This window comes from Serratia sp. (in: enterobacteria) (assembly GCF_051654945.1).
Classification (GTDB): Bacteria; Pseudomonadota; Gammaproteobacteria; order Enterobacterales; family Enterobacteriaceae; genus Chania.
In genome coordinates this window covers 236,515-253,543 of record NZ_JBOFZA010000118.1, presented here as the reverse complement: position 1 = coordinate 253,543, position 17,029 = coordinate 236,515, and the positions used below count along the sequence as shown (strand labels likewise).

The window sequence follows — 17,029 nt, the reverse complement described above, 5'->3', positions numbered from 1 at the left end:
ATGATAATCACCTGACTTTTTCACTAATGAACATAAAGCAGGTGAAGTATGCAATTGCAAAACAAGTCGTTGGCTGAGCGTATCGTTCACGCCGTGGGGTTCGAAGCTATCGCCGTGATGATCTGTGCCCCTATAGGATCGTGGCTGATTAACCGCTCCATGGCGCAGGTCGGAACGCTGGCAATCATGTTATCTACCGTCGCCATGCTGTGGAACATCGTCTATAACTCGATCTTTGATCGGCTGTGGCCGGTGAGTCGCGTGGCTAAAACGCTGAAAGTGCGTATTGGTCACGCCTTTGGTTTTGAAGCCGGGTTCGTGCTGATTGGCCTGCCGATCGCGGCGTGGATGCTCAATATTTCGCTGTGGCAGGCCTTTGTGTTGGAGATCGGTTTCTTCCTGTTCTTCCTGCCCTATACCATGGCGTATAACTGGGCCTACGATACCCTGCGCCAGCGTTGGTTTGCACCGCGTCAGGCTCAGGCCAGCAGCTCGCGCAGTAAATAATTGCGTCGTCAGTCAGGGCGTTCTCGGGTAATGTCTGGGTGATAGATCGTCACAGCCAAGGAGAACCGGATGAAAGTGTTGGGATTATTGGGCGGCATGAGTTGGGAATCCACCATCCCCTACTACCGAATGATCAACGAGCAGGTGAAACAGCGCCTGGGCGGCCTGCATTCGGCCAAAATCGTGCTCTATAGCGTGGATTTTCATGAGGTGGAACGCTTGCAGCACCAAGGGGATTGGGAAGGTGCCGGTCGTTTGCTGGCAGAGGCCGCTGCTTCGCTGCGTGCTGCCGGTGCCGAGGCCATCGTGATTTGTACCAATACCATGCATAAGGTGGCGGATGCGGTAGAGCAAGCCAGTGGCCTGCCGCTGATCCACATTGCCGATGCCACGGCATTGCAGGTACAACAACAAAATATCCGCCGCATCGGTTTGCTCGGCACGCGTTTTACCATGGAGCAGGATTTTTACCGTGGGCGTTTGCAGGATAATTTTGCTATCGAAGTGGTTACCCCGGATGCCGCCGATCGCGAAATTGTCCACCGCATCATTTATGAAGAGCTGTGCCTGGGCAAGATCGTGGATGCCTCCCGCGCCGAATACCGCCGGATCATTGCCAAGCTGGTACAGCAGGGCGCTGAGGGGATCATCTTTGGCTGCACCGAGATCGGCCTGTTGGTGAGCGCACAAGATGCCGCAGTGCCGGTATTCGACACCACGGCCATTCATGCGCACGCAGCAGCTGCGTATGCGTTAGCTTAATCCTCGTGCGGAGGCTGGTATTTGACTACCAGCATCAAAGGCTTGCCCGCCAGCACCAGCCAGGCGGGCAACATCACGATACACAGCACCGGTAGCAGGTGCAGTTCCGGCACCACAGCTACGGCCATAAACAGGCTTAGCCAACCGTCACGAGTGACCACCAATACCAACCCCATAATGGCGCAGGAAACGGTGATGGCTGCCGGCACCGCCGGTACATGCTGATGTAGCATCAACCCCAGGGCGACACCGATAAATACCGCCGGGAAAATACGCCCGCCACGGAATCCGCACGCCGCTGCCACCACCAGCGCCGCCAGCTTGGTCAGCGTGATCACCAGCAGTTGGCTGGTGGTGAAACTATCGCCGACCACCAACAGTTTCATCTCATCCAACCCTTTGAACAAGGTAATGTTACCCCCAATCACCCCAAGAATGCCTAGCAGCAGGCCACCTAGCCCGAGCATCAATACCGGATTTTTCAGCGAATGGAACATCCGGTGAATACGCGGGAAGCACCAGACTGCCACCATTCCGAGGGCAATGGCGATCAACGCCACGATCGAGCCGCTGAAGATATCGCGCAGCCGGGTTACCGTGTAAGGGTCGAGCTGCAAGGTAAAATCCGGGGTAAAGAACATATCGGTGGTGACGGCCCCGGCAGCGGCGGCCATCAGCGGTGCGAACAGCCGATCCCACAGCGGAACCTCGTTATTTCCTCCCAGCATTTGCGAGAAAATCAGGGCGGCAGCAACCGGTGTGCCAAACATCGCACCAATGGTGCCGGCGGCGGCAAGAATGATCCAATCCATTCTCGGCACCTTGGGTAACAGCCTGGCACCCAGTGCGACCACCAAGGCGATATTGATGGCGGTGATCGGATTCTCTGGCCCCAAACTGACGCCGCCCGCCAGACCGACCATCAAGGCTAACGCCAGCCCAGGAACGGCGGCCAGCGGCAAAGGCTTGCCAATCATCGACTCGGTGGCCGGATCTGGGCCGGCGTGGCCCGGCACGTAGCGTACGATCAGCCCAACGGCGATGCCGGTGAGTGTCAGCATACCGATGGTCCACCAGGGAGAGTGGCTATCGATATTGAGCAGGTCAGGAAGGCGAGTCCACAGCAGATCCTGCAATACGTTGGCACTTTCCATCAGCAGGATAAGTATCAGGCTGGAGGCTGAACCGATAACGATCGCGGGCAGGGCGAAAGCCAACATAGCATTGGCGCGCGGATGCAGCATGCAGGATCCCTTGTCGTAGCGTCCCTGATTGACAGGGAAAATAAAGAGTAGCGCCAGCAGGATCGCCAGGCACCGGAAGAAATGGTTTGCATAGTATATAGCGCCAACGCAGCGATTTCGCTAATGCCCGGTTACACGCCAGTGGTTTTATCTCACGTTTTTTGCGCCAATCTGTAACCGCCGGTATAAATCGGTGAAAAGTGTGCTGGCTGAAACGATTTTTGTGATCTGGATCGCTATTGAGCAGTGGGCCGCAGAATGCTGATTGTTGTTTGGGCGGCGTGATTTTACAGTGTAGGCAATTTCGCATTATTCATTTTATGGAGAAACACCGATGACCTATGCCCTCGTAGGTGATGTTGGCGGTACCAATGCCCGCCTGGCGCTGTGCACTGTCGAGACGGGCGAGATCGCCCAGGCGAAAACCTATTCTGGTCTGGAGTTCACTAGCCTGGAAGCGGTGATCCGCCAATACCTGGCCGAGCTACAGATCGAAGTCGAGGATGCCTGCATCGCCATCGCCTGCCCGGTCACGGAGGATTGGGTCGCCATGACCAACCACACCTGGGCCTTCTCCATCAAAGCGATGAAACAGAGCCTGGGCTTAAAACATCTGGAAGTGATTAACGATTTTACCGCGGTGTCGATGGCGATCCCGATGTTGTCTGAAGACGACGTTTTGCAGTTTGGCGGTGGTAAAGCGCAAAAAGATAAACCGATAGCCGTTTACGGTGCGGGAACCGGCCTTGGGGTGGCGCACTTGGTGCACGTCAACCGCCGCTGGGTAAGCTTGCCGGGCGAGGGTGGCCATGTAGACTTTGCGCCGAACAGTGAAGAAGAGGACATCATCCTGGAAGTGCTGCGCGGCGAGGTAGGCCACGTCTCTGCGGAGCGAGTGTTGTCTGGCCCTGGGCTGGTGAATCTGTACCGTGCCATCGTCAAGGCGGACAAGCGCCTGCCAGAGAAGTATGCGCCCAAAGACATTACCGAGCGTGCGCTGGCGGATAGCTGTACCGATTGCCGCCGAGCCTTGTCCTTGTTCTGCGTGATTATGGGCCGCTTTGGCGGCAACCTGGCGTTGAATCTGGGGACGTTTGGCGGCGTGTACATTGCCGGGGGCATCGTGCCGCGCTTTATGGAGTTCTTCAAGGCTTCCGGGTTCCGTGCCGCCTTTGAAGATAAAGGCCGTTTTAAAGACTACGTGCGTGAAATTCCGGTGTTTATGATCACTCATGCCCAACCGGGGTTGTTGGGGGCGGGTGCCCATCTGCGTCAGACGCTGGGGATGCATCTGTAATTGCCCCTGCTCAGGTGAAGGTAAAGAGGCAATCTCGGAAAATCACTACTGTTTCAGACCCTCTCGAACGGCCCCCTCTCCCAGTGGGAGAGGGTTAGGGTGAGGGGGATATTAGCCGTTTGCTTTGGCAAATACCGGTTCTGCGTGAGACTCTTCTTCCTGTTCAACCGCTTTCGGTGCCTTGATAAACAATGTAATCAACAGTGAAATCACCGACAGCGTCCCCATCACCATAAAGGTCGCGTGGAAGCCGCCGAAATGGTTGGCAACAAACGACCCGGCCAACGCGCCCAGACCAAAGCCCTGATAAATGATGCCGTAGTTTTTGCTGTGGTTTTTCAGACCGAAGAAGTCACCGACAATCGCCGGGAACACGGTAATGTTACCACCGAAGCAGAAGGCAACCGCGCCGACGCAGATAAAGAACAGCGTATGGCTCAGCGTCAGGAAGCTCAGTGCGGCAATCGCCAGAATGGTGACCAGCATGGTGAAGCTGATAACACGCATACGGCCCACTTTATCCGACAGGGTACCCAGAATGATGCGGCCTGCGGTATTGAAGATCGCCACGGCGGAAACGGTGTTGGCGGCGGTGGCCAAATCCATCCCGGCCAGTTGTACGCCCATGTCTTTCACAATGCCGATCAGATACAGACCGCTCATACAGGCCGCGAAGAAAATCACGAACAGCAGGTAGGCCTCTTTGCTGGCCAGCATCTGGCGCACGGTGTAATCGTTGCTCAGCACGTGGTGGTTGGCAGTTTGGTTAACCTGTGCAGGCTCTTTCAGCAGCAGGGAACCCAGCACAATCAGCGCCATCACGATCACGCCCCAGTAGAAGAAGGCGGCAGAGACACCGGCACCGCTAATCAGCGCAGCGTTAACGTATTTGAACAACAGGCTACCGCTACCAAATGCCCCGACGGAGATGCCGGAAATCAGCCCCTTGTTGTCAGGGAACCATTTGATCAGGTTGGACAGGGTCGAGATATAAGCGATACCTACCGCAAAACCGACCACCACGCCCGCCAGCAGATAAATCATGTCCAGCGATTGTACGTGGGCGCTGGCAATTAAACCCAGGCCGACCAGCACGCCGGAGAACAGCGTCAGATTGCGAATACCGAAACGCTCTTGCAGCTTACCGGCGAACAGCGTGGCGAAGGCCAGGAAGAAGCTGGTGATCGAGAAGGTGGTAGCGACATCGCCAAGTCCCCAGTGGAACTTGTCCACCAGCGGCTGGTTGAACAGGCTCCAGGTATAGATAGTACCGAGGCCCATCTGACAGATGATGGTGCCGAGAACGATTAAGCTGCGATTTGCCGGTTTGCTGTTCATGGCCGGTCTCCTTCCTGTATTGGCATTGCCCGTTGGCAAAATTAGCAAGGCAACCAGAGCCCTGCGGTATGGGCCTAGTATAAAGGGGGCAGGAGTAGCCAATGGCGGATCGGGAATGAACTGCCGCTGGCGAGGAATGAAATGCCATTATCGCCGCATGAGTTGCCGAATAAGGGCTAAAAAGCTGCTCGAATGCGGCCTGACGGGCGTGATCTACATCAAGGTTATGTCAGAAATAGGGCCAGCTCGGCGTGGCAACTGTGTGGTAATTGTGAAGGATATGCCTGAAAGGCGTAATTGGGCTTTCGTCCTATAGAGAACGTACCGGTGCGGAACTACTGTGACGGTTAAATGGATCCGTTCCATTCTCTGGGAGAGACCTGATGAAAAAAGTGCTGTTGTTATTGGTTGCGTTGTTGCCGCTGTCGCTGCCGGCGGTGAGCCATGCGGAGGTGTCTATCGGCATCAACGTGCCTGGAATGTCGCTGCATATCGGCGATCGTGATGACCGGGGTCATTACTGGGATGGTGGCCGTTGGCGTGAACCGCGCTGGTGGCACGAGCATTATGGCCCGCGCGGATATTACGGCCCGCCACCAAGGGCGGTGTACTACGGCCCCCCACGTCGTGAATGGCGTGATGGCCCACGTTATCACCGCATGCCGCCACCACCGCCGCCACGCTATTATCAACGGGATCACGGCCCTAGAGGCCCACGTTGGTAACTATAACCGCATCAGCTGGCGAAACGCTTTTACCTTGCTGCGGCTGACTGGGACTTCAAAGTCCAGATCGCTCAGCCGCAGAATATAGGTGTTGTTGAACCACGGCACGATTTCCCGGATCTTGGACAGGTTGACGCAATACGAACGGTGGCAGCGGAAGAAAAACTCCTCCGGCAGCCGCTGGTAAAACTCGGTGATATTCATCGGCATCACAAACTCTTCGCGCCGGGTATACACCCGCGTGACCTTCTCATCGGCGGCGGCATAATAGATGTCGTTGATATCCGTGACGATGATGCGTTCGTCTTTGATCAGGTTAATGCTGTGGCTGGTACGATTCGCCGGTGCGCTAGGCTCCTGCGACTGCGCTGGCCGGTTATGCAATGCCTCCAGCTTTTGCAGCATGGTGATGATGCGGGCTTCATGATACGGCTTGAGGATGTAGTCGAACGCCTCGATCTCAAAGGCCTCCACCGCATGTTCTTTATAGGCGGTGATAAACACGATCGACGGGCGGTGGGCAAACTTGCTGATGTTCTGCGCCAGCAATACGCCGTCTAACGACGGAATATTGATATCGAGGAAAATGGCGTCGACCTGATGGTTCTGCAGGTATTTCAGCACGTCCAGGCCATCTTCAAAGGTGGCTTCGATGGTGATATTGCTGTGTTTGTTGATCAGATAAGTCAGCTCTTGCTGGGCGAGAAACTCATCTTCCACAATAATGGCTTTCATGACTTTTCCCCGACAGGTAATGGGCTGTTTTCCGCATGCAGTTTATTGCCATTTTTGGTGACATAGAAGGCGATTTCCGTGCCCGGCTCCAGCCGACGGATGCGCAGCCCCTCGCCGTACAGCAGTGAAACCCGATGATGCACGTTGAGCAGGCCGATGTTGTGGCCTGGCATTTCATTGCGTGCCACGCGTTCGATCACCAGCGGATCGATGCCGTGGCCGGTATCTTTCACCGAAATCTTGACCCGATCGCCCCGATCTTTCACCGCGATCACCACCACGCCCTTGCCTTTGCAGGGTTGAATGCCGTGCACGATAGCATTTTCCACCAGCGGCTGGATCAGCAGGCTGGGAATACGCACGGCGATATCGTCGTCGATGTCATAAATCACCGTCAGTTTGCTGCCGAAACGGGCCTGTTCGATGGCGATATAGTCCTGGATCTGATGCAGTTCTTTACGGATATCGATCAGCTCGTCGTTCAGTTCCAGGTTATAGCGCAAATAACGCGACAGGTTGATGATCAACTGGCGGGCGGTATCCTGATTTAGTCGGATGGACGACGAAATGGCGTTGAGCGCATTAAACAGGAAGTGTGGGTTGATTTTGCTTTGTAGCGCGCGCATTTCGGCCTTATCCGCCATTTGGCGCAGATGCTCGATGCGCGAAACTTCCATCTGGGTGGAGATAATCTGCGACAGGCCAACGGCCATCACCTTCAGCGTATTGGTGATCTGATGGGCATGGCAGTAGTAAATCTTCAGCGCCCCGGTCACCTCGCCCTTTTCCCACAGCGGGATCACCAGTTGGGAATGGATCTGCGGTGCGGTCTGGTTCTCGAGGTTGTTTTTGATGATGATTTTGCCGTGTTGGATGCTTTCCAGCGTAACGCGGCTCAGCCCCGCCCGCCCGAGTGGATAGTGCTCGGCTCCAACTCCAACGTAAGCCAAAACATGATGAGTATCGGTAATGGCGACCGCGTCGGCATTGATATCATGGCGGATGATTTCGCAGATGGTGGTGAGCGATTCACCGTTGATATTACGGAAATAGGGCAGCGTTTTGCGGGCGATATCCAGCGCCAACTTGGCTTGGCGTGCCGCAATCACCTCTTTTTCATCTTCGACGCTTTGCACCAGCAGCACGATCAGGCCGATACACACCGTGCCGAGGATCATCGGCAGGGCAATTTTAGACACGATATCCAGCCCGAGTTCGGTGGGTTTGGCCCAGGCAACGATCAGCAGCATGGTGAGCGACTCGCACAGCATACCCCCGAGGATCCCGGCGCGCCAACGCTGGCTTTTCTTCACTTTCAGGTTGATATAACCGGCGCTAATCCCGGCAATGATGCTGGTGATCAGGCAGGGAACCGAGGTAATACCGTCGATATCGATCAGATAGCGGTGCAATCCGGCGATAATGCCGGTGATGATGCCGACCCAGGGGCCAAACAGAATGCCACCGGCCATGATGGCGATCACCCGTACGTTAACCAGGGAGCCTTCGACGTTGATGCCAGAATAGGTGCTGAACAGGGCGAACAGCGAGAAGATGGCCGTGACTGCTGCCAGTTCCAGCGGAGTATGATCTTCCTTTTGCAACAGCTGGCGAAACAGCCGGGTGCGGGTGAGGAAAAACAGGCAGATCAACATCAGGGCGGCGCGATCGAAGACCGCTAACAACATTTCAAAAACAGGGTGCACAACGGCGGCTCACTGCGATCAACGGGAGCACAGAGTATATCACAGCCCGGCAATGACCGCGGTGGCCGGAGCACACCGCGGTTATCAGTACTATTTGATACCCAGTTGCTCCTTGCCGAGCGGCGTCAGCAGCTCAACGGTGGCGCGGCCAATGAAATCCACTTCGAAATCATCCGCAGCAAAATCCACCGGGCTTTTACCCGACAGGAAGCTTGGCAACTGTCGTTGCAGATAGGCATCGTTCTTGTCGCAACCCGGTGCGGCGGCGATGTACATCACGTTGCTGTCGAACTCGCCGTTATGCTCGTTCTCTACCGAATGGATCACGTCACAGTGCCAGAATACCGTATCACCTGGCTCCAGATCGGGAATAGGGGATAACCCACTTAATAAAAGGGGATGCCATTGTTCCGAGATCGACAGCGCCCGGCCAGGGGCGGCCCCGCACAGATCGTCATCCGCCACATCGTCTTGCAGGGCGCGCAGCAGGATGTAGGCCATGGCGTTGGCGATCGGCACCACATTCAGCGTGCCGGCGTGGGTACGTTGCGGCGTCAGCGCTGTCCAGCCCTGGAAGGTGCGGAACATGGAGCACACCGCCGGTGAGGCGATCTCGCGCACGTCGGTGCGGCCATCGGCGGCAAAGGGATCGTATTGCTGCCAGTTGCCGGAGAAGACGTGGCGATAGACATAGCGGAAATTCTCGTCCAGCCAGCGTTCGATGGTGCCGCTGTCAACATGGGGGGAAAGGCCCAACGAAGAGGAGTTTGGCGGGCGGCGGCGGGTCCGGTCGGCATAGGTAGCGACGCGCGTCGGATCAAAGTGCTGCTTGCCGTTGCTCTCGGTTGCCCACAGGCTGTTGAGGAACACCTGCACAGCGTGCATACGCTGATCCTGACGCGCCTCGACCTGAGGTTTCGACCAGTAAATGCCGTAAATCTGCGGCTTGCTGGCAGCCAGTTTGCCAAAGTAATTATCTTCGGCGGCATTTTTCAGGCGTTCGACGAAGTTGTTACGTTCGAGATAATTGCCGATCTCCTGGTTCCAGGCCTCGGCCTTGCTGCGTGGGAATACGCCTCGGATCGCACATACGCCGCGCTGTTTAATCAGCGATTTTTGTTGCTCGCTGACGCGTTGTTGCAGAATATCTTCGGCATCCACCTGCGGCACCGGATCCTGGCCGTTGGCCAGCTCCTGACGGATTTGCTCTACCTGTTGGCGAATATTGTCTTCCAGCGCCAGGAAGACTTCGCGATAGTTGGGCAGGGCTTGGCGTAACTGCTGCTTGACGCGTTTTATTGCGGCAGGAATATCATCGATGCGTAATGAAGCCATGGTGTTCTCCTGTGCCCGCCGTTGGGCGAGGATGGTGGTGAGTAGGGTAGCGTTATAGAGTTGCTGTTTTGTTGTAATCTCGTTAATGATTATCTGGATTTAATAGGGGAAAATAAAGGGATATCTTTCATTCGTAACTTCCTCTTTTTCGTTTTTCGGAGATTTAGCTGATGAAATTGGAAACACCTCGCTTGCTGCTGACGTCGCTAACGGCGGATGACTGGCCGTTATTCCTGCGCCTGTTCCAGGATCCGCAGGTGATCCGCTACATTGCCGACCCGTTGCCGGAACATGAGATCCGCGAGCGTTTCGAAGCGCGTTTGCTCCCATGGGATAAGCATTGTGACCGCTGGTTGTGCCTGGTGATGAGGGAAAAAAGCACTGGCCAAGCGGTGGGCATGACCGGGTTTCGTCCCGAATGGTCGCCTTGCCAGCAGGCCGAAGTGGGCTTTGGCAGTCTGCCGGAAGGGCAAAGGAAAGGGTATGGCAAAGAGTCGCTGCGGGTGGTGTTGGATTTTGCCTTCAATGCCTGCGGGTTTCACAAAATGTATGCCATGGTGACGGAAGGGAATCTGGCTTCACGGGGCCTGCTGGAGAGCAGTGGTTTCCAGTTGGAAGGGACGTTGCGTGATAATTTCCGCATGGGGGGCCGGTGGTGTAATGATTGGCAACTGGGGCTGCTGGCTGCGGAGTTCGCGGCGGCCAATCGGTAAAAAAAATGTTATCGGGGGGACTCGACAGCCCGATAAGGCTGAGTTATGTTCGATGTTCGGCCATTCTGTGGCCAGCGTCGCTCGGATGGTCCGGGCGCTAACGTCTCTTCGAGGTAGCTATGTCTGATAACAACCCGCGCCGTTTTACGCGCATCGAACGCCTGCCCCCTTATGTTTTTAATATCACCTCCGAACTGAAGATGGCCGCACGCCGTCGCGGTGAAGATATTATCGATTTCAGCATGGGTAACCCGGACGGCCCGACGCCGCCGCATATCGTAGAGAAACTCTGTACCGTAGCCCAGCGTGACGATACGCATGGCTACTCGACCTCACGCGGTATTCCGCGTTTACGCCGGGCTATTTCGCACTGGTATCAGGAACGCTATCAGGTCGATATCGATCCGGAAAGCGAAGCCATTGTCACCATCGGCTCGAAAGAGGGCTTGGCGCACCTGATGTTGGCAACTCTCGATCATGGGGATACGGTGCTGGTGCCGAACCCAAGTTACCCGATCCACATTTATGGTGCGGTGATCGCCGGTGCGCAGGTGCGTTCCGTGCCGCTGGTGGACGGCGTGGATTTCTTTGGTGAGCTGGAGCGCGCCATTCGTGAAACCATTCCACGGCCAAAAATGATGATCCTGGGCTTCCCGTCCAACCCGACCGCGCAGTGCGTAGAGCTGGATTTCTTTGAGCGGGTAGTGGCGTTGGCGAAACAGTACGACGTGCTGGTGATCCACGATCTGGCCTATGCCGATATCGTGTACGACGGCTGGAAAGCGCCTTCGATTATGCAGGTACCGGGCGCCAAAGACATTGCGGTCGAATTTTTCACCCTGTCGAAAAGCTACAATATGGCCGGTTGGCGTATTGGCTTTATGGTGGGTAACCCTGAATTGGTTAACGCATTGGCTCGGATCAAGAGCTACCACGATTACGGTACCTTTACGCCTCTCCAGGTAGCCGCGATCGCCGCATTGGAAGGTGACCAGCAGTGCGTGCTGGACATTGCCGAGCAGTATCGCCAGCGCCGTAACGTGCTGGTGAAAGGGCTGCATGAGGCGGGCTGGATGGTAGAGAACCCGAAAGCCTCGATGTACGTGTGGGCGAAAATTCCTGAGCCCTACGCGCATCTGGGCTCGTTGGAGTTCGCCAAGCGTTTGTTGGCGGAAGCAAAAGTATGCGTATCCCCGGGGATCGGTTTTGGTGATTACGGCGATACCCATGTGCGTTTTGCCTTGATTGAAAATCAGGATCGTATCCGCCAGGCGGTGCGGGGTATCAAGGCGATGTTCCGTGCCGATGGGCTGATCAAGCCCGCTAAAACTACGCCATCTGCAACCAAGTAATTTCGCGGGGGGGGACAGCGATTACCGTCTTATTTATTGGGAGTCTCTATGGCCGCTCGCTTTGCGAAATCACAGATCATCCTGCACTGGCTGACGTTGGTGATGGTGATCCTGACCTACAGTGCCATGCTGCTGAAGGACTCGGTGCCGGATGACAGCGTGGCGTTGGTGAAGGATCTGCACTTTAACTTTGGCCTGTCGGTGTTTGTGCTGATGTTTATCCGTCTTGGGCTGCGCCAGCGCCATGTTACGCCGCCAATCACGCCGGCCTTACAGGAATGGCAGGCGTTAGGGGCGAAGATTTTTCATTGGCTGCTGTATCTGCTGTTTCTATCGCTGCCGATATTAGGCTTCCTGACGCTGTCCTACGGTGGCAAACAGTGGATGCTGCTGGGTTGGCAGGTGCCGCAGTGGGTTACGCCCGATGCGGGGATACGCCGCACGCTGAAAATGGTGCACGAAACCTTGGCAACGACGGGGTATTTTATTGTTGGTGTCCATGCCCTGGCCGCGATTTACCATCACTATGTCCGTGGTGATGACACCTTGCGCCGGATGATGCCCGGCAAATAGCCCGTAATGTAGAAACAACAAAGGGGCGCTTCTGCGCCCCTTTATCTCTGTACCTGGCGAGATTGCGGTTAAGCAACCATCAGCATGAAGGTGCCTACCCATGCAACCAGCATGAATGAAACGCCCATCAGCAAATATTTCACGGAACAACTCCTTGTGGAGTCCTCGCAAGCCAACGATCCCGATTGTTGTCTGAGTATTTTGTGGTAAATCAACGGCTGGTGGCGGGTTCTTCAAGCAGAAAGAGCCACGTCCTGAGCGACGATTTACCGGTCGTTGTGATTCAAGTTCCTTGAGGTTAACCAGGAATCACAACAGGATCGGCGCTAATGTACTCCCAAAATCCTGTCCATATCAATACTGTGTTTTTGATCACACTTTTTAGCGGTTTTTTACCCTGCCGAATAGATAAGGACGGCTTTATCAGCCCGATGACTCGGGCTTTTTGTTGTTGTTATTTTTTAAGCGATGGATCAGGCCACGGCGCTGACGCTGGCAATCAGGATAGCCCAGAACACCAGGCAAGAAAGCAGGATAGCGGCCCAGATATGACGACGATTGAGTTCCATTTTTAGCCTTCACTTTTGCAATCGGTAGTAAGGTAATAACCCTATCGGCGCAAAACGGTAAAAATTTACTCTCCGGGCAAACTATTTATTCTGACGCTTGGCGGATCGTCGCTACCGTGGTATGCACTTCGTAGCCCAGCAGAAACAGGGCTTGCTCAAGGGCCTCAACTTTCGAGGCATAAGCGACATCCAGCAACCGATCGATCTGTGCGCCATTGAGTCCCATTTGGCGAGCCAGTAGCGCCTTGGAGGTATTGCTGCTCAACATCCGGTTATGCAGTTCCAGCTTTAATTTCACCAGCACTGGCAAATGCAGGGCGATGTCACCAGCCTGCAACGGGGAGGCCGCAGGTACTGGAAGGCCTTCCTCCATGTGCATGGCGATCGCCGTCAGCAAACTTTCCTGGGCCTCCAGTTCGACGTCCTCACGTTTATAGCAGGCGGCCTGCTGTTCGGGGAAATCGCGAAAGTTAATTTGCCAGGCATCGCTTTCGCTATCGAAGGCGTAATGGGCGGGATAGTGGCAAGGCATCATATTTCCTGCTTGGAGGGGAGTGAGGCGCATTGTGACCGGTTGGCGGCAACAATGCCAGAGTTTGGGGCGCGGAAAGGTGTCGAACGGACGGTCATCGAACTAGGGTTTTTTGCTCTCTGGCTAATGATTTATTAGGAATTCCTGCCAGAATTACCCCATAAGCCTAACAATAGTCGGGATTACCATGAAATTTAGATTTAACGACCGTGTGCTGTTTGATGATGACAGCGGAACACTGGGGCCAAGCGACTTTTCCGACGAACCCACACCTATTGCCAATCCTGCCAAACGTCTGTTGCTATTACTGATCGCTCACTACGGCAGGCCTGTTGAGCGTGAAGTGATTTTTAAAAAGGTATGGGACGATTACGGCATGATTTCCAGCAATAACAACCTTAATCAGTGCGTAAGCAAACTACGTCGGGTGTTTAAGGTGATGGGGATCGATGATGAGGTGATTGTCACCGTGCCAAGGCTGGGGTTTATGCTGCGCCGGGAGATCCTGGTCGAATCCCGCCAGGAAGAGGATGGACATTATACTCCGCTTGTCCCTTCGCTGGAGATGGGCGAGGAAGCGTATGTGCAAGCTCAGGGCGATCTGGATGTGGAAGCGGTGGCCGGGAGTGATGGGGATAGGGCTATAGATACGGAGACCGACGATGAACCCTATCTGCCAGTAAGCACGGATGTTCCAGCGCCATCCAACAAGAAACGTCTAGGTTGGGGACTGATCGGGGCAATTGCCGGGTTCGTCTTTGTCCTGGGAATTGGCACCACCATGTATACCACCAATTCGCTGGCCAGGCAGGAGGTCTTCCTCGGCAAAGCGGGGACTTGCAAGGTGTTTATGTCGACCTCCACACAATCAGGCGTTCCCAGTCCCAGCCTGAATCAGGACATGTTGTCTTATGTCGAGCAGCGTAAAGCCGAATGTCGGGCAGATGAGTATCTGCTGGTGATCCGCAGCAACCAGGTACGCTCTTTAATTTCTGGCGTTTCCCGCTTGTTTTTTGTGCGCTGCACCATAGTGCGCGAACACAAAATAGAGTTCTGCTCAGGTTTGGAGAGCGACAGTTTGCCGTTGTTGCAATAAACGTAACGAGATATTTCTGTGATCTATGTTCGTTTTTTGTTCATAGCGCACGTATGGGGTATTTTTTTTACTCGTTGAGAGTATTCTTAGATATGAAGCGCATTTAATGAGCGATCGTCATCTTGCTTGTGGCACATCAACTTCACTGTAAATGTTGAGGAGGAGATCATGGAAACTTTAGAAAAGTGCTATGTCTATGCCAAGAACACCAGCAATATGGATTTTCTCGCATCTACGGTGGCATTCCTGGAGTTTCAGGGGCGTGAAGTGAATGCCAATGACGTGGCGGGTAATATGTCGCGGGAGCAGAGTGAAAACTTCTTTGAACGGCTGAATCACTATCGTTCGATCTATAAGAAACAGACCCAGTCAGCTTAACGCTCCCCTAAGGCCCCGGATTCGGGGCCTTTCCAACCAACTCGTACTTTATCGTGACCCAAACCCACCGAACGCTGATTTTTGAACGGCAAAACGCAGGTCTCCTTTATAACCCTTTCGATTTCAAACGTGCAACGTGGTCAACAAACAGTTTAATCGGGTCTGCATCGGGCGTGACAATACCCGCGGTTTGATTAATGGCATCCATATGGTCCATGGAATAATCGGAACGGATAACTTTACCCAGGTGCATACAATAGCGCCCGACCAATCCATCATTCTGCCAGTGTTCCTTGGCGAACAGAAGTGACAGAGCCACTAGCGCTGCATGCAATGGGTCAAGGTTATTGAGACCCTGATCAAGCGGGTTGTATTTAATGATCCCGCCCCAGGAGTAATAATAGACGCCGTTGTCAAATTCTTTACCTTCGCCACCCCATGTGTCAGGTAAACCCTGCGGGTATTTGGCATTGAATTTGGCTACGCCTTCGCTGGTAAGTGCATCCAGTGCCGCGACACTGTCTTGCGGTAAACAGGGGTGGCCGGTAATAAGGGAGAGAAATGAACCAACCGCATCCATCACTGTGCCAGCCAACGCTTCAGGCAGAGAGCCAGGTTTCACGGCTAAACGAACCAGGTCGGCAATTTCAGAGCCGAAGTTTACCCCACACACCGAGGTAACAGAGGCTACCCACTCTGGATGCTTTGCCGCGGCATAGCGACAGGCCAGCGAACCTTGGCTGTGGCCAATCAGGTTAACTTTTTCTGCTCCGGTTAGCAGGATCACTCGTTGCACAAATTGCAGTAATTGTTCACCACGCACTTCATTAGCATTTTCAGCAGAAATTGATGCGGTGAATACCGTCGCACCGGCTTTTTCCAGCGCGTGCTCGATACCATAAAAATAAGGATAGATCCCGGCAATCTTGTCAAAGCCACTGAAACCATGAACGAGAATAATGGGATATTTCAGTTTGTTGGTAGTAGACATAATAAATACCTCCGAAGATGATATGACCAGGTGGTCAATATGGAGGTTAAATTATTGTTATAATATCGACACGTCATTGCTGTTGTGTGGTTTTTCATACAACGACTAAGCAATAAATAAAGGCCTAATCATTTTAACTCGTTTATGCTGTCATATTGCCATCCTCTGATGACTGGAATAAGTTTGATCGTTTTGGTATTGGGTTGCGGCGGGTGATAAACTGACCCAATTGCAAGTTTACGCAGGCTAATCTTGGATCCAGCGCGAAGGAACATTATGCCCTCAGAAGAACAGCGCTTTTTTTTAGAGTTATTGAGTGGGCTGGTGCTCAATGCGCAAGAAATCAAATCTAGTCATTTTGGTTGCCAGACCGCTCCGGCTCCGCAGGGAGAGGCCACGATAGCTTTCCCTCGCCTGCTGGTGGTGCTCAGGGGGGAGTATCCAATCTGGGGGGAGGGCGAGCGGCCCGTTACGCTGGAACACGGCGATACCCTTTGGCTACCGGCTTACAGCTGGCATCAGCCTTGCTGGGGTAAAGATGTTCTGCTGTTAAGTATTCTGTTTGCTCCTGCTTGGCTAGGCTTTCAACTGATTGATCATCGAGTGGCCAAGGCGGGCCCCCAGCGCTTGCGTCAGGTTGAGGTGCCACAACAGAATGCCGGTGAACTGGAGCACATTATCCAGGCGCTCCACTATCTGTCTGCCAGGGCCCATGAGCCGCAGATTGGCCGCCATCTGATTTTAAGCCTGCTGTTCGTTTGCCGTGCGCAAATCGCCACGCCGTTGGCGGATAAGGTCACGCGTAGCCAGTTTTTATACAAAAGTATCTGCATGTATATTCAGGAGAACTACGCTAACGATATCACTCGCGACCGTATCACCGCGCTGTTTAAAATATCCCCCAATCATTTGTCGCGGATATTTCGTGAAGAGGGAACGATGAATTTCGTCAGTTATTTACGCTGGGTGCGGCTGGGGAAGGCGAAGATGATCCTGCAAAAATATCATCTGCATATCAATGAGATTGCGCAGCGCTGCGGTTTCCGCGATAGCGACTACTTTTGCCGCCAGTTCAAACAGCAGTTTGGCATGACACCCAGCGAATACCGCGACCGGTTTTTATAAACCTGACATCGCGGTATTCATTGAGCGGCCAGAATAATGCGTTTAATACCG

At 54.2% G+C, this 17,029-nt stretch carries 18 protein-coding genes; 10 read left to right on the top strand and 8 right to left on the bottom strand.

Annotation, left to right across the window (positions count from 1 at the left end):
• The first annotated feature begins 48 nt into the window (after nt 1-48).
• Nucleotides 49-507 (top strand): multidrug/biocide efflux PACE transporter, encoded by a 459-nt coding sequence (locus tag ACRDCA_RS26525; RefSeq protein ID WP_438692179.1) that lies wholly within the window; start codon nt 49-51, stop codon nt 505-507.
• 69 nt (nt 508-576) lie between these two features.
• Complete coding sequence (locus tag ACRDCA_RS26520; RefSeq protein WP_438692178.1) at nt 577-1,269, top strand: aspartate/glutamate racemase family protein; 693 nt, start codon at nt 577-579, stop codon at nt 1,267-1,269.
• On the opposite strand, the gene ACRDCA_RS26515 is transcribed toward ACRDCA_RS26520, so the two are convergent.
• Nucleotides 1,266-2,513 (bottom strand): ion channel protein, encoded by a 1,248-nt coding sequence (locus ACRDCA_RS26515; RefSeq protein WP_438692177.1) that lies wholly within the window; start codon nt 2,511-2,513, stop codon nt 1,266-1,268. The genes ACRDCA_RS26520 and ACRDCA_RS26515 overlap by 4 nt on opposite strands.
• 334 nt (nt 2,514-2,847) lie before the next feature.
• Here ACRDCA_RS26515 and glk point away from each other — a divergent pair, with 334 nt between their 5' ends.
• On the top strand, nt 2,848-3,810 hold the full coding sequence (gene glk / locus ACRDCA_RS26510) for a glucokinase (protein ID WP_438692176.1): 963 nt from the start codon (nt 2,848-2,850) through the stop codon (nt 3,808-3,810).
• 111 nt (nt 3,811-3,921) lie between these two features.
• Here glk and ACRDCA_RS26505 read toward each other — a convergent pair whose 3' ends face one another.
• Nucleotides 3,922-5,148: an L-lactate MFS transporter gene (locus ACRDCA_RS26505; protein WP_438692175.1), complete on the bottom strand. Its 1,227-nt coding sequence runs from the start codon at nt 5,146-5,148 to the stop codon at nt 3,922-3,924.
• A gap of 383 nt (nt 5,149-5,531) precedes the next feature.
• Here ACRDCA_RS26505 and ACRDCA_RS26500 point away from each other — a divergent pair, with 383 nt between their 5' ends.
• The gene (locus ACRDCA_RS26500) at nt 5,532-5,873 is read left to right on the top strand and encodes a DUF2502 domain-containing protein (RefSeq protein WP_438692174.1); all 342 of its coding nucleotides are present in this window, start codon (nt 5,532-5,534) and stop codon (nt 5,871-5,873) included.
• Here the strand turns inward: ACRDCA_RS26500 and ACRDCA_RS26495 are convergent, their stop codons facing one another.
• The 3 genes from ACRDCA_RS26495 to ACRDCA_RS26485 all read right to left on the bottom strand — a co-directional run bounded on the left by ACRDCA_RS26495 (nt 5,874) and on the right by ACRDCA_RS26485 (nt 9,649).
• On the bottom strand, nt 5,874-6,608 hold the full coding sequence (locus ACRDCA_RS26495; RefSeq protein WP_438692173.1) for a LytR/AlgR family response regulator transcription factor: 735 nt from the start codon (nt 6,606-6,608) through the stop codon (nt 5,874-5,876).
• A complete protein-coding gene (locus ACRDCA_RS26490) occupies nt 6,605-8,296 on the bottom strand; it encodes a LytS/YhcK type 5TM receptor domain-containing protein (RefSeq protein ID WP_438692507.1) in 1,692 nt (563 codons plus the stop codon). The genes ACRDCA_RS26495 and ACRDCA_RS26490 overlap by 4 nt, the downstream gene beginning before the upstream one ends.
• 108 nt (nt 8,297-8,404) lie before the next feature.
• Nucleotides 8,405-9,649, bottom strand: coding sequence for a DUF1479 domain-containing protein (locus tag ACRDCA_RS26485; protein ID WP_438692172.1), 1,245 nt, complete (start codon nt 9,647-9,649; stop codon nt 8,405-8,407).
• Nucleotides 9,650-9,819: 170 nt separating this feature from the next.
• Between ACRDCA_RS26485 and ACRDCA_RS26480 the strand changes: the two genes are divergently transcribed.
• The 3 genes from ACRDCA_RS26480 to ACRDCA_RS26470 all read left to right on the top strand — a co-directional run bounded on the left by ACRDCA_RS26480 (nt 9,820) and on the right by ACRDCA_RS26470 (nt 12,287).
• The gene (locus ACRDCA_RS26480) at nt 9,820-10,362 is read left to right on the top strand and encodes a GNAT family N-acetyltransferase (RefSeq protein WP_438692171.1); all 543 of its coding nucleotides are present in this window, start codon (nt 9,820-9,822) and stop codon (nt 10,360-10,362) included.
• 119 nt (nt 10,363-10,481) lie between these two features.
• Nucleotides 10,482-11,714, top strand: coding sequence for an alanine transaminase (gene alaC / locus ACRDCA_RS26475; RefSeq protein ID WP_438692170.1), 1,233 nt, complete (start codon nt 10,482-10,484; stop codon nt 11,712-11,714).
• Nucleotides 11,715-11,762: 48 nt separating this feature from the next.
• Nucleotides 11,763-12,287 (top strand): cytochrome b, encoded by a 525-nt coding sequence (locus tag ACRDCA_RS26470; protein WP_438692169.1) that lies wholly within the window; start codon nt 11,763-11,765, stop codon nt 12,285-12,287.
• A 68-nt stretch (nt 12,288-12,355) separates the two neighbouring features.
• Here ACRDCA_RS26470 and ypdK read toward each other — a convergent pair whose 3' ends face one another.
• Together ypdK and ACRDCA_RS26460 are read right to left on the bottom strand one after the other, a co-directional pair.
• Nucleotides 12,356-12,430: a membrane protein YpdK gene (gene ypdK / locus ACRDCA_RS26465; RefSeq protein WP_115650769.1), complete on the bottom strand. Its 75-nt coding sequence runs from the start codon at nt 12,428-12,430 to the stop codon at nt 12,356-12,358.
• Nucleotides 12,431-12,941: 511 nt separating this feature from the next.
• Nucleotides 12,942-13,388, bottom strand: a complete 447-nt coding sequence (locus ACRDCA_RS26460; RefSeq protein ID WP_438692506.1) for a hypothetical protein — start codon at nt 13,386-13,388, stop codon at nt 12,942-12,944.
• A gap of 187 nt (nt 13,389-13,575) precedes the next feature.
• Here ACRDCA_RS26460 and ACRDCA_RS26455 point away from each other — a divergent pair, with 187 nt between their 5' ends.
• Together ACRDCA_RS26455 and ACRDCA_RS26450 are read left to right on the top strand one after the other, a co-directional pair.
• Nucleotides 13,576-14,484 carry a winged helix-turn-helix domain-containing protein gene (locus tag ACRDCA_RS26455; protein ID WP_438692168.1) on the top strand — a complete coding sequence of 303 codons (909 nt, stop codon included), beginning with the start codon at nt 13,576-13,578 and terminating at the stop codon, nt 14,482-14,484.
• A 168-nt stretch (nt 14,485-14,652) separates the two neighbouring features.
• Nucleotides 14,653-14,862, top strand: coding sequence for a glycogen synthesis protein (locus tag ACRDCA_RS26450; protein WP_438692167.1), 210 nt, complete (start codon nt 14,653-14,655; stop codon nt 14,860-14,862).
• 106 nt (nt 14,863-14,968) lie between these two features.
• On the opposite strand, the gene ACRDCA_RS26445 is transcribed toward ACRDCA_RS26450, so the two are convergent.
• Nucleotides 14,969-15,853 carry an esterase/lipase family protein gene (locus ACRDCA_RS26445; RefSeq protein ID WP_438692166.1) on the bottom strand — a complete coding sequence of 295 codons (885 nt, stop codon included), beginning with the start codon at nt 15,851-15,853 and terminating at the stop codon, nt 14,969-14,971.
• 276 nt (nt 15,854-16,129) lie between these two features.
• Between ACRDCA_RS26445 and ACRDCA_RS26440 the strand changes: the two genes are divergently transcribed.
• Nucleotides 16,130-16,978, top strand: coding sequence for a helix-turn-helix transcriptional regulator (locus tag ACRDCA_RS26440; RefSeq protein WP_438692165.1), 849 nt, complete (start codon nt 16,130-16,132; stop codon nt 16,976-16,978).
• Nucleotides 16,979-17,029 lie beyond the last annotated feature (51 nt).

What these genes read in the sequence shown, in the direction of transcription:
- ACRDCA_RS26525 (WP_438692179.1), top strand. Translation starts at nt 49, where the DNA reads ATGCAATTGCAAAACAAGTCGTTGGCTGAGCGTATCGTTCACGCCGTG.
- ACRDCA_RS26520 (WP_438692178.1), top strand. Translation starts at nt 577, where the DNA reads ATGAAAGTGTTGGGATTATTGGGCGGCATGAGTTGGGAATCCACCATC.
- ACRDCA_RS26515 (WP_438692177.1), bottom strand. Translation starts at nt 2,513, where the DNA reads ATGCTGCATCCGCGCGCCAATGCTATGTTGGCTTTCGCCCTGCCCGCG.
- glk (WP_438692176.1), top strand. Translation starts at nt 2,848, where the DNA reads ATGACCTATGCCCTCGTAGGTGATGTTGGCGGTACCAATGCCCGCCTG.
- ACRDCA_RS26505 (WP_438692175.1), bottom strand. Translation starts at nt 5,148, where the DNA reads ATGAACAGCAAACCGGCAAATCGCAGCTTAATCGTTCTCGGCACCATC.
- ACRDCA_RS26500 (WP_438692174.1), top strand. Translation starts at nt 5,532, where the DNA reads ATGAAAAAAGTGCTGTTGTTATTGGTTGCGTTGTTGCCGCTGTCGCTG.
- ACRDCA_RS26495 (WP_438692173.1), bottom strand. Translation starts at nt 6,608, where the DNA reads ATGAAAGCCATTATTGTGGAAGATGAGTTTCTCGCCCAGCAAGAGCTG.
- ACRDCA_RS26490 (WP_438692507.1), bottom strand. Translation starts at nt 8,296, where the DNA reads ATGTTGTTAGCGGTCTTCGATCGCGCCGCCCTGATGTTGATCTGCCTG.
- ACRDCA_RS26485 (WP_438692172.1), bottom strand. Translation starts at nt 9,649, where the DNA reads ATGGCTTCATTACGCATCGATGATATTCCTGCCGCAATAAAACGCGTC.
- ACRDCA_RS26480 (WP_438692171.1), top strand. Translation starts at nt 9,820, where the DNA reads ATGAAATTGGAAACACCTCGCTTGCTGCTGACGTCGCTAACGGCGGAT.
- alaC (WP_438692170.1), top strand. Translation starts at nt 10,482, where the DNA reads ATGTCTGATAACAACCCGCGCCGTTTTACGCGCATCGAACGCCTGCCC.
- ACRDCA_RS26470 (WP_438692169.1), top strand. Translation starts at nt 11,763, where the DNA reads ATGGCCGCTCGCTTTGCGAAATCACAGATCATCCTGCACTGGCTGACG.
- ACRDCA_RS26460 (WP_438692506.1), bottom strand. Translation starts at nt 13,388, where the DNA reads ATGCCTTGCCACTATCCCGCCCATTACGCCTTCGATAGCGAAAGCGAT.
- ACRDCA_RS26455 (WP_438692168.1), top strand. Translation starts at nt 13,576, where the DNA reads ATGAAATTTAGATTTAACGACCGTGTGCTGTTTGATGATGACAGCGGA.
- ACRDCA_RS26450 (WP_438692167.1), top strand. Translation starts at nt 14,653, where the DNA reads ATGGAAACTTTAGAAAAGTGCTATGTCTATGCCAAGAACACCAGCAAT.
- ACRDCA_RS26445 (WP_438692166.1), bottom strand. Translation starts at nt 15,853, where the DNA reads ATGTCTACTACCAACAAACTGAAATATCCCATTATTCTCGTTCATGGT.
- ACRDCA_RS26440 (WP_438692165.1), top strand. Translation starts at nt 16,130, where the DNA reads ATGCCCTCAGAAGAACAGCGCTTTTTTTTAGAGTTATTGAGTGGGCTG.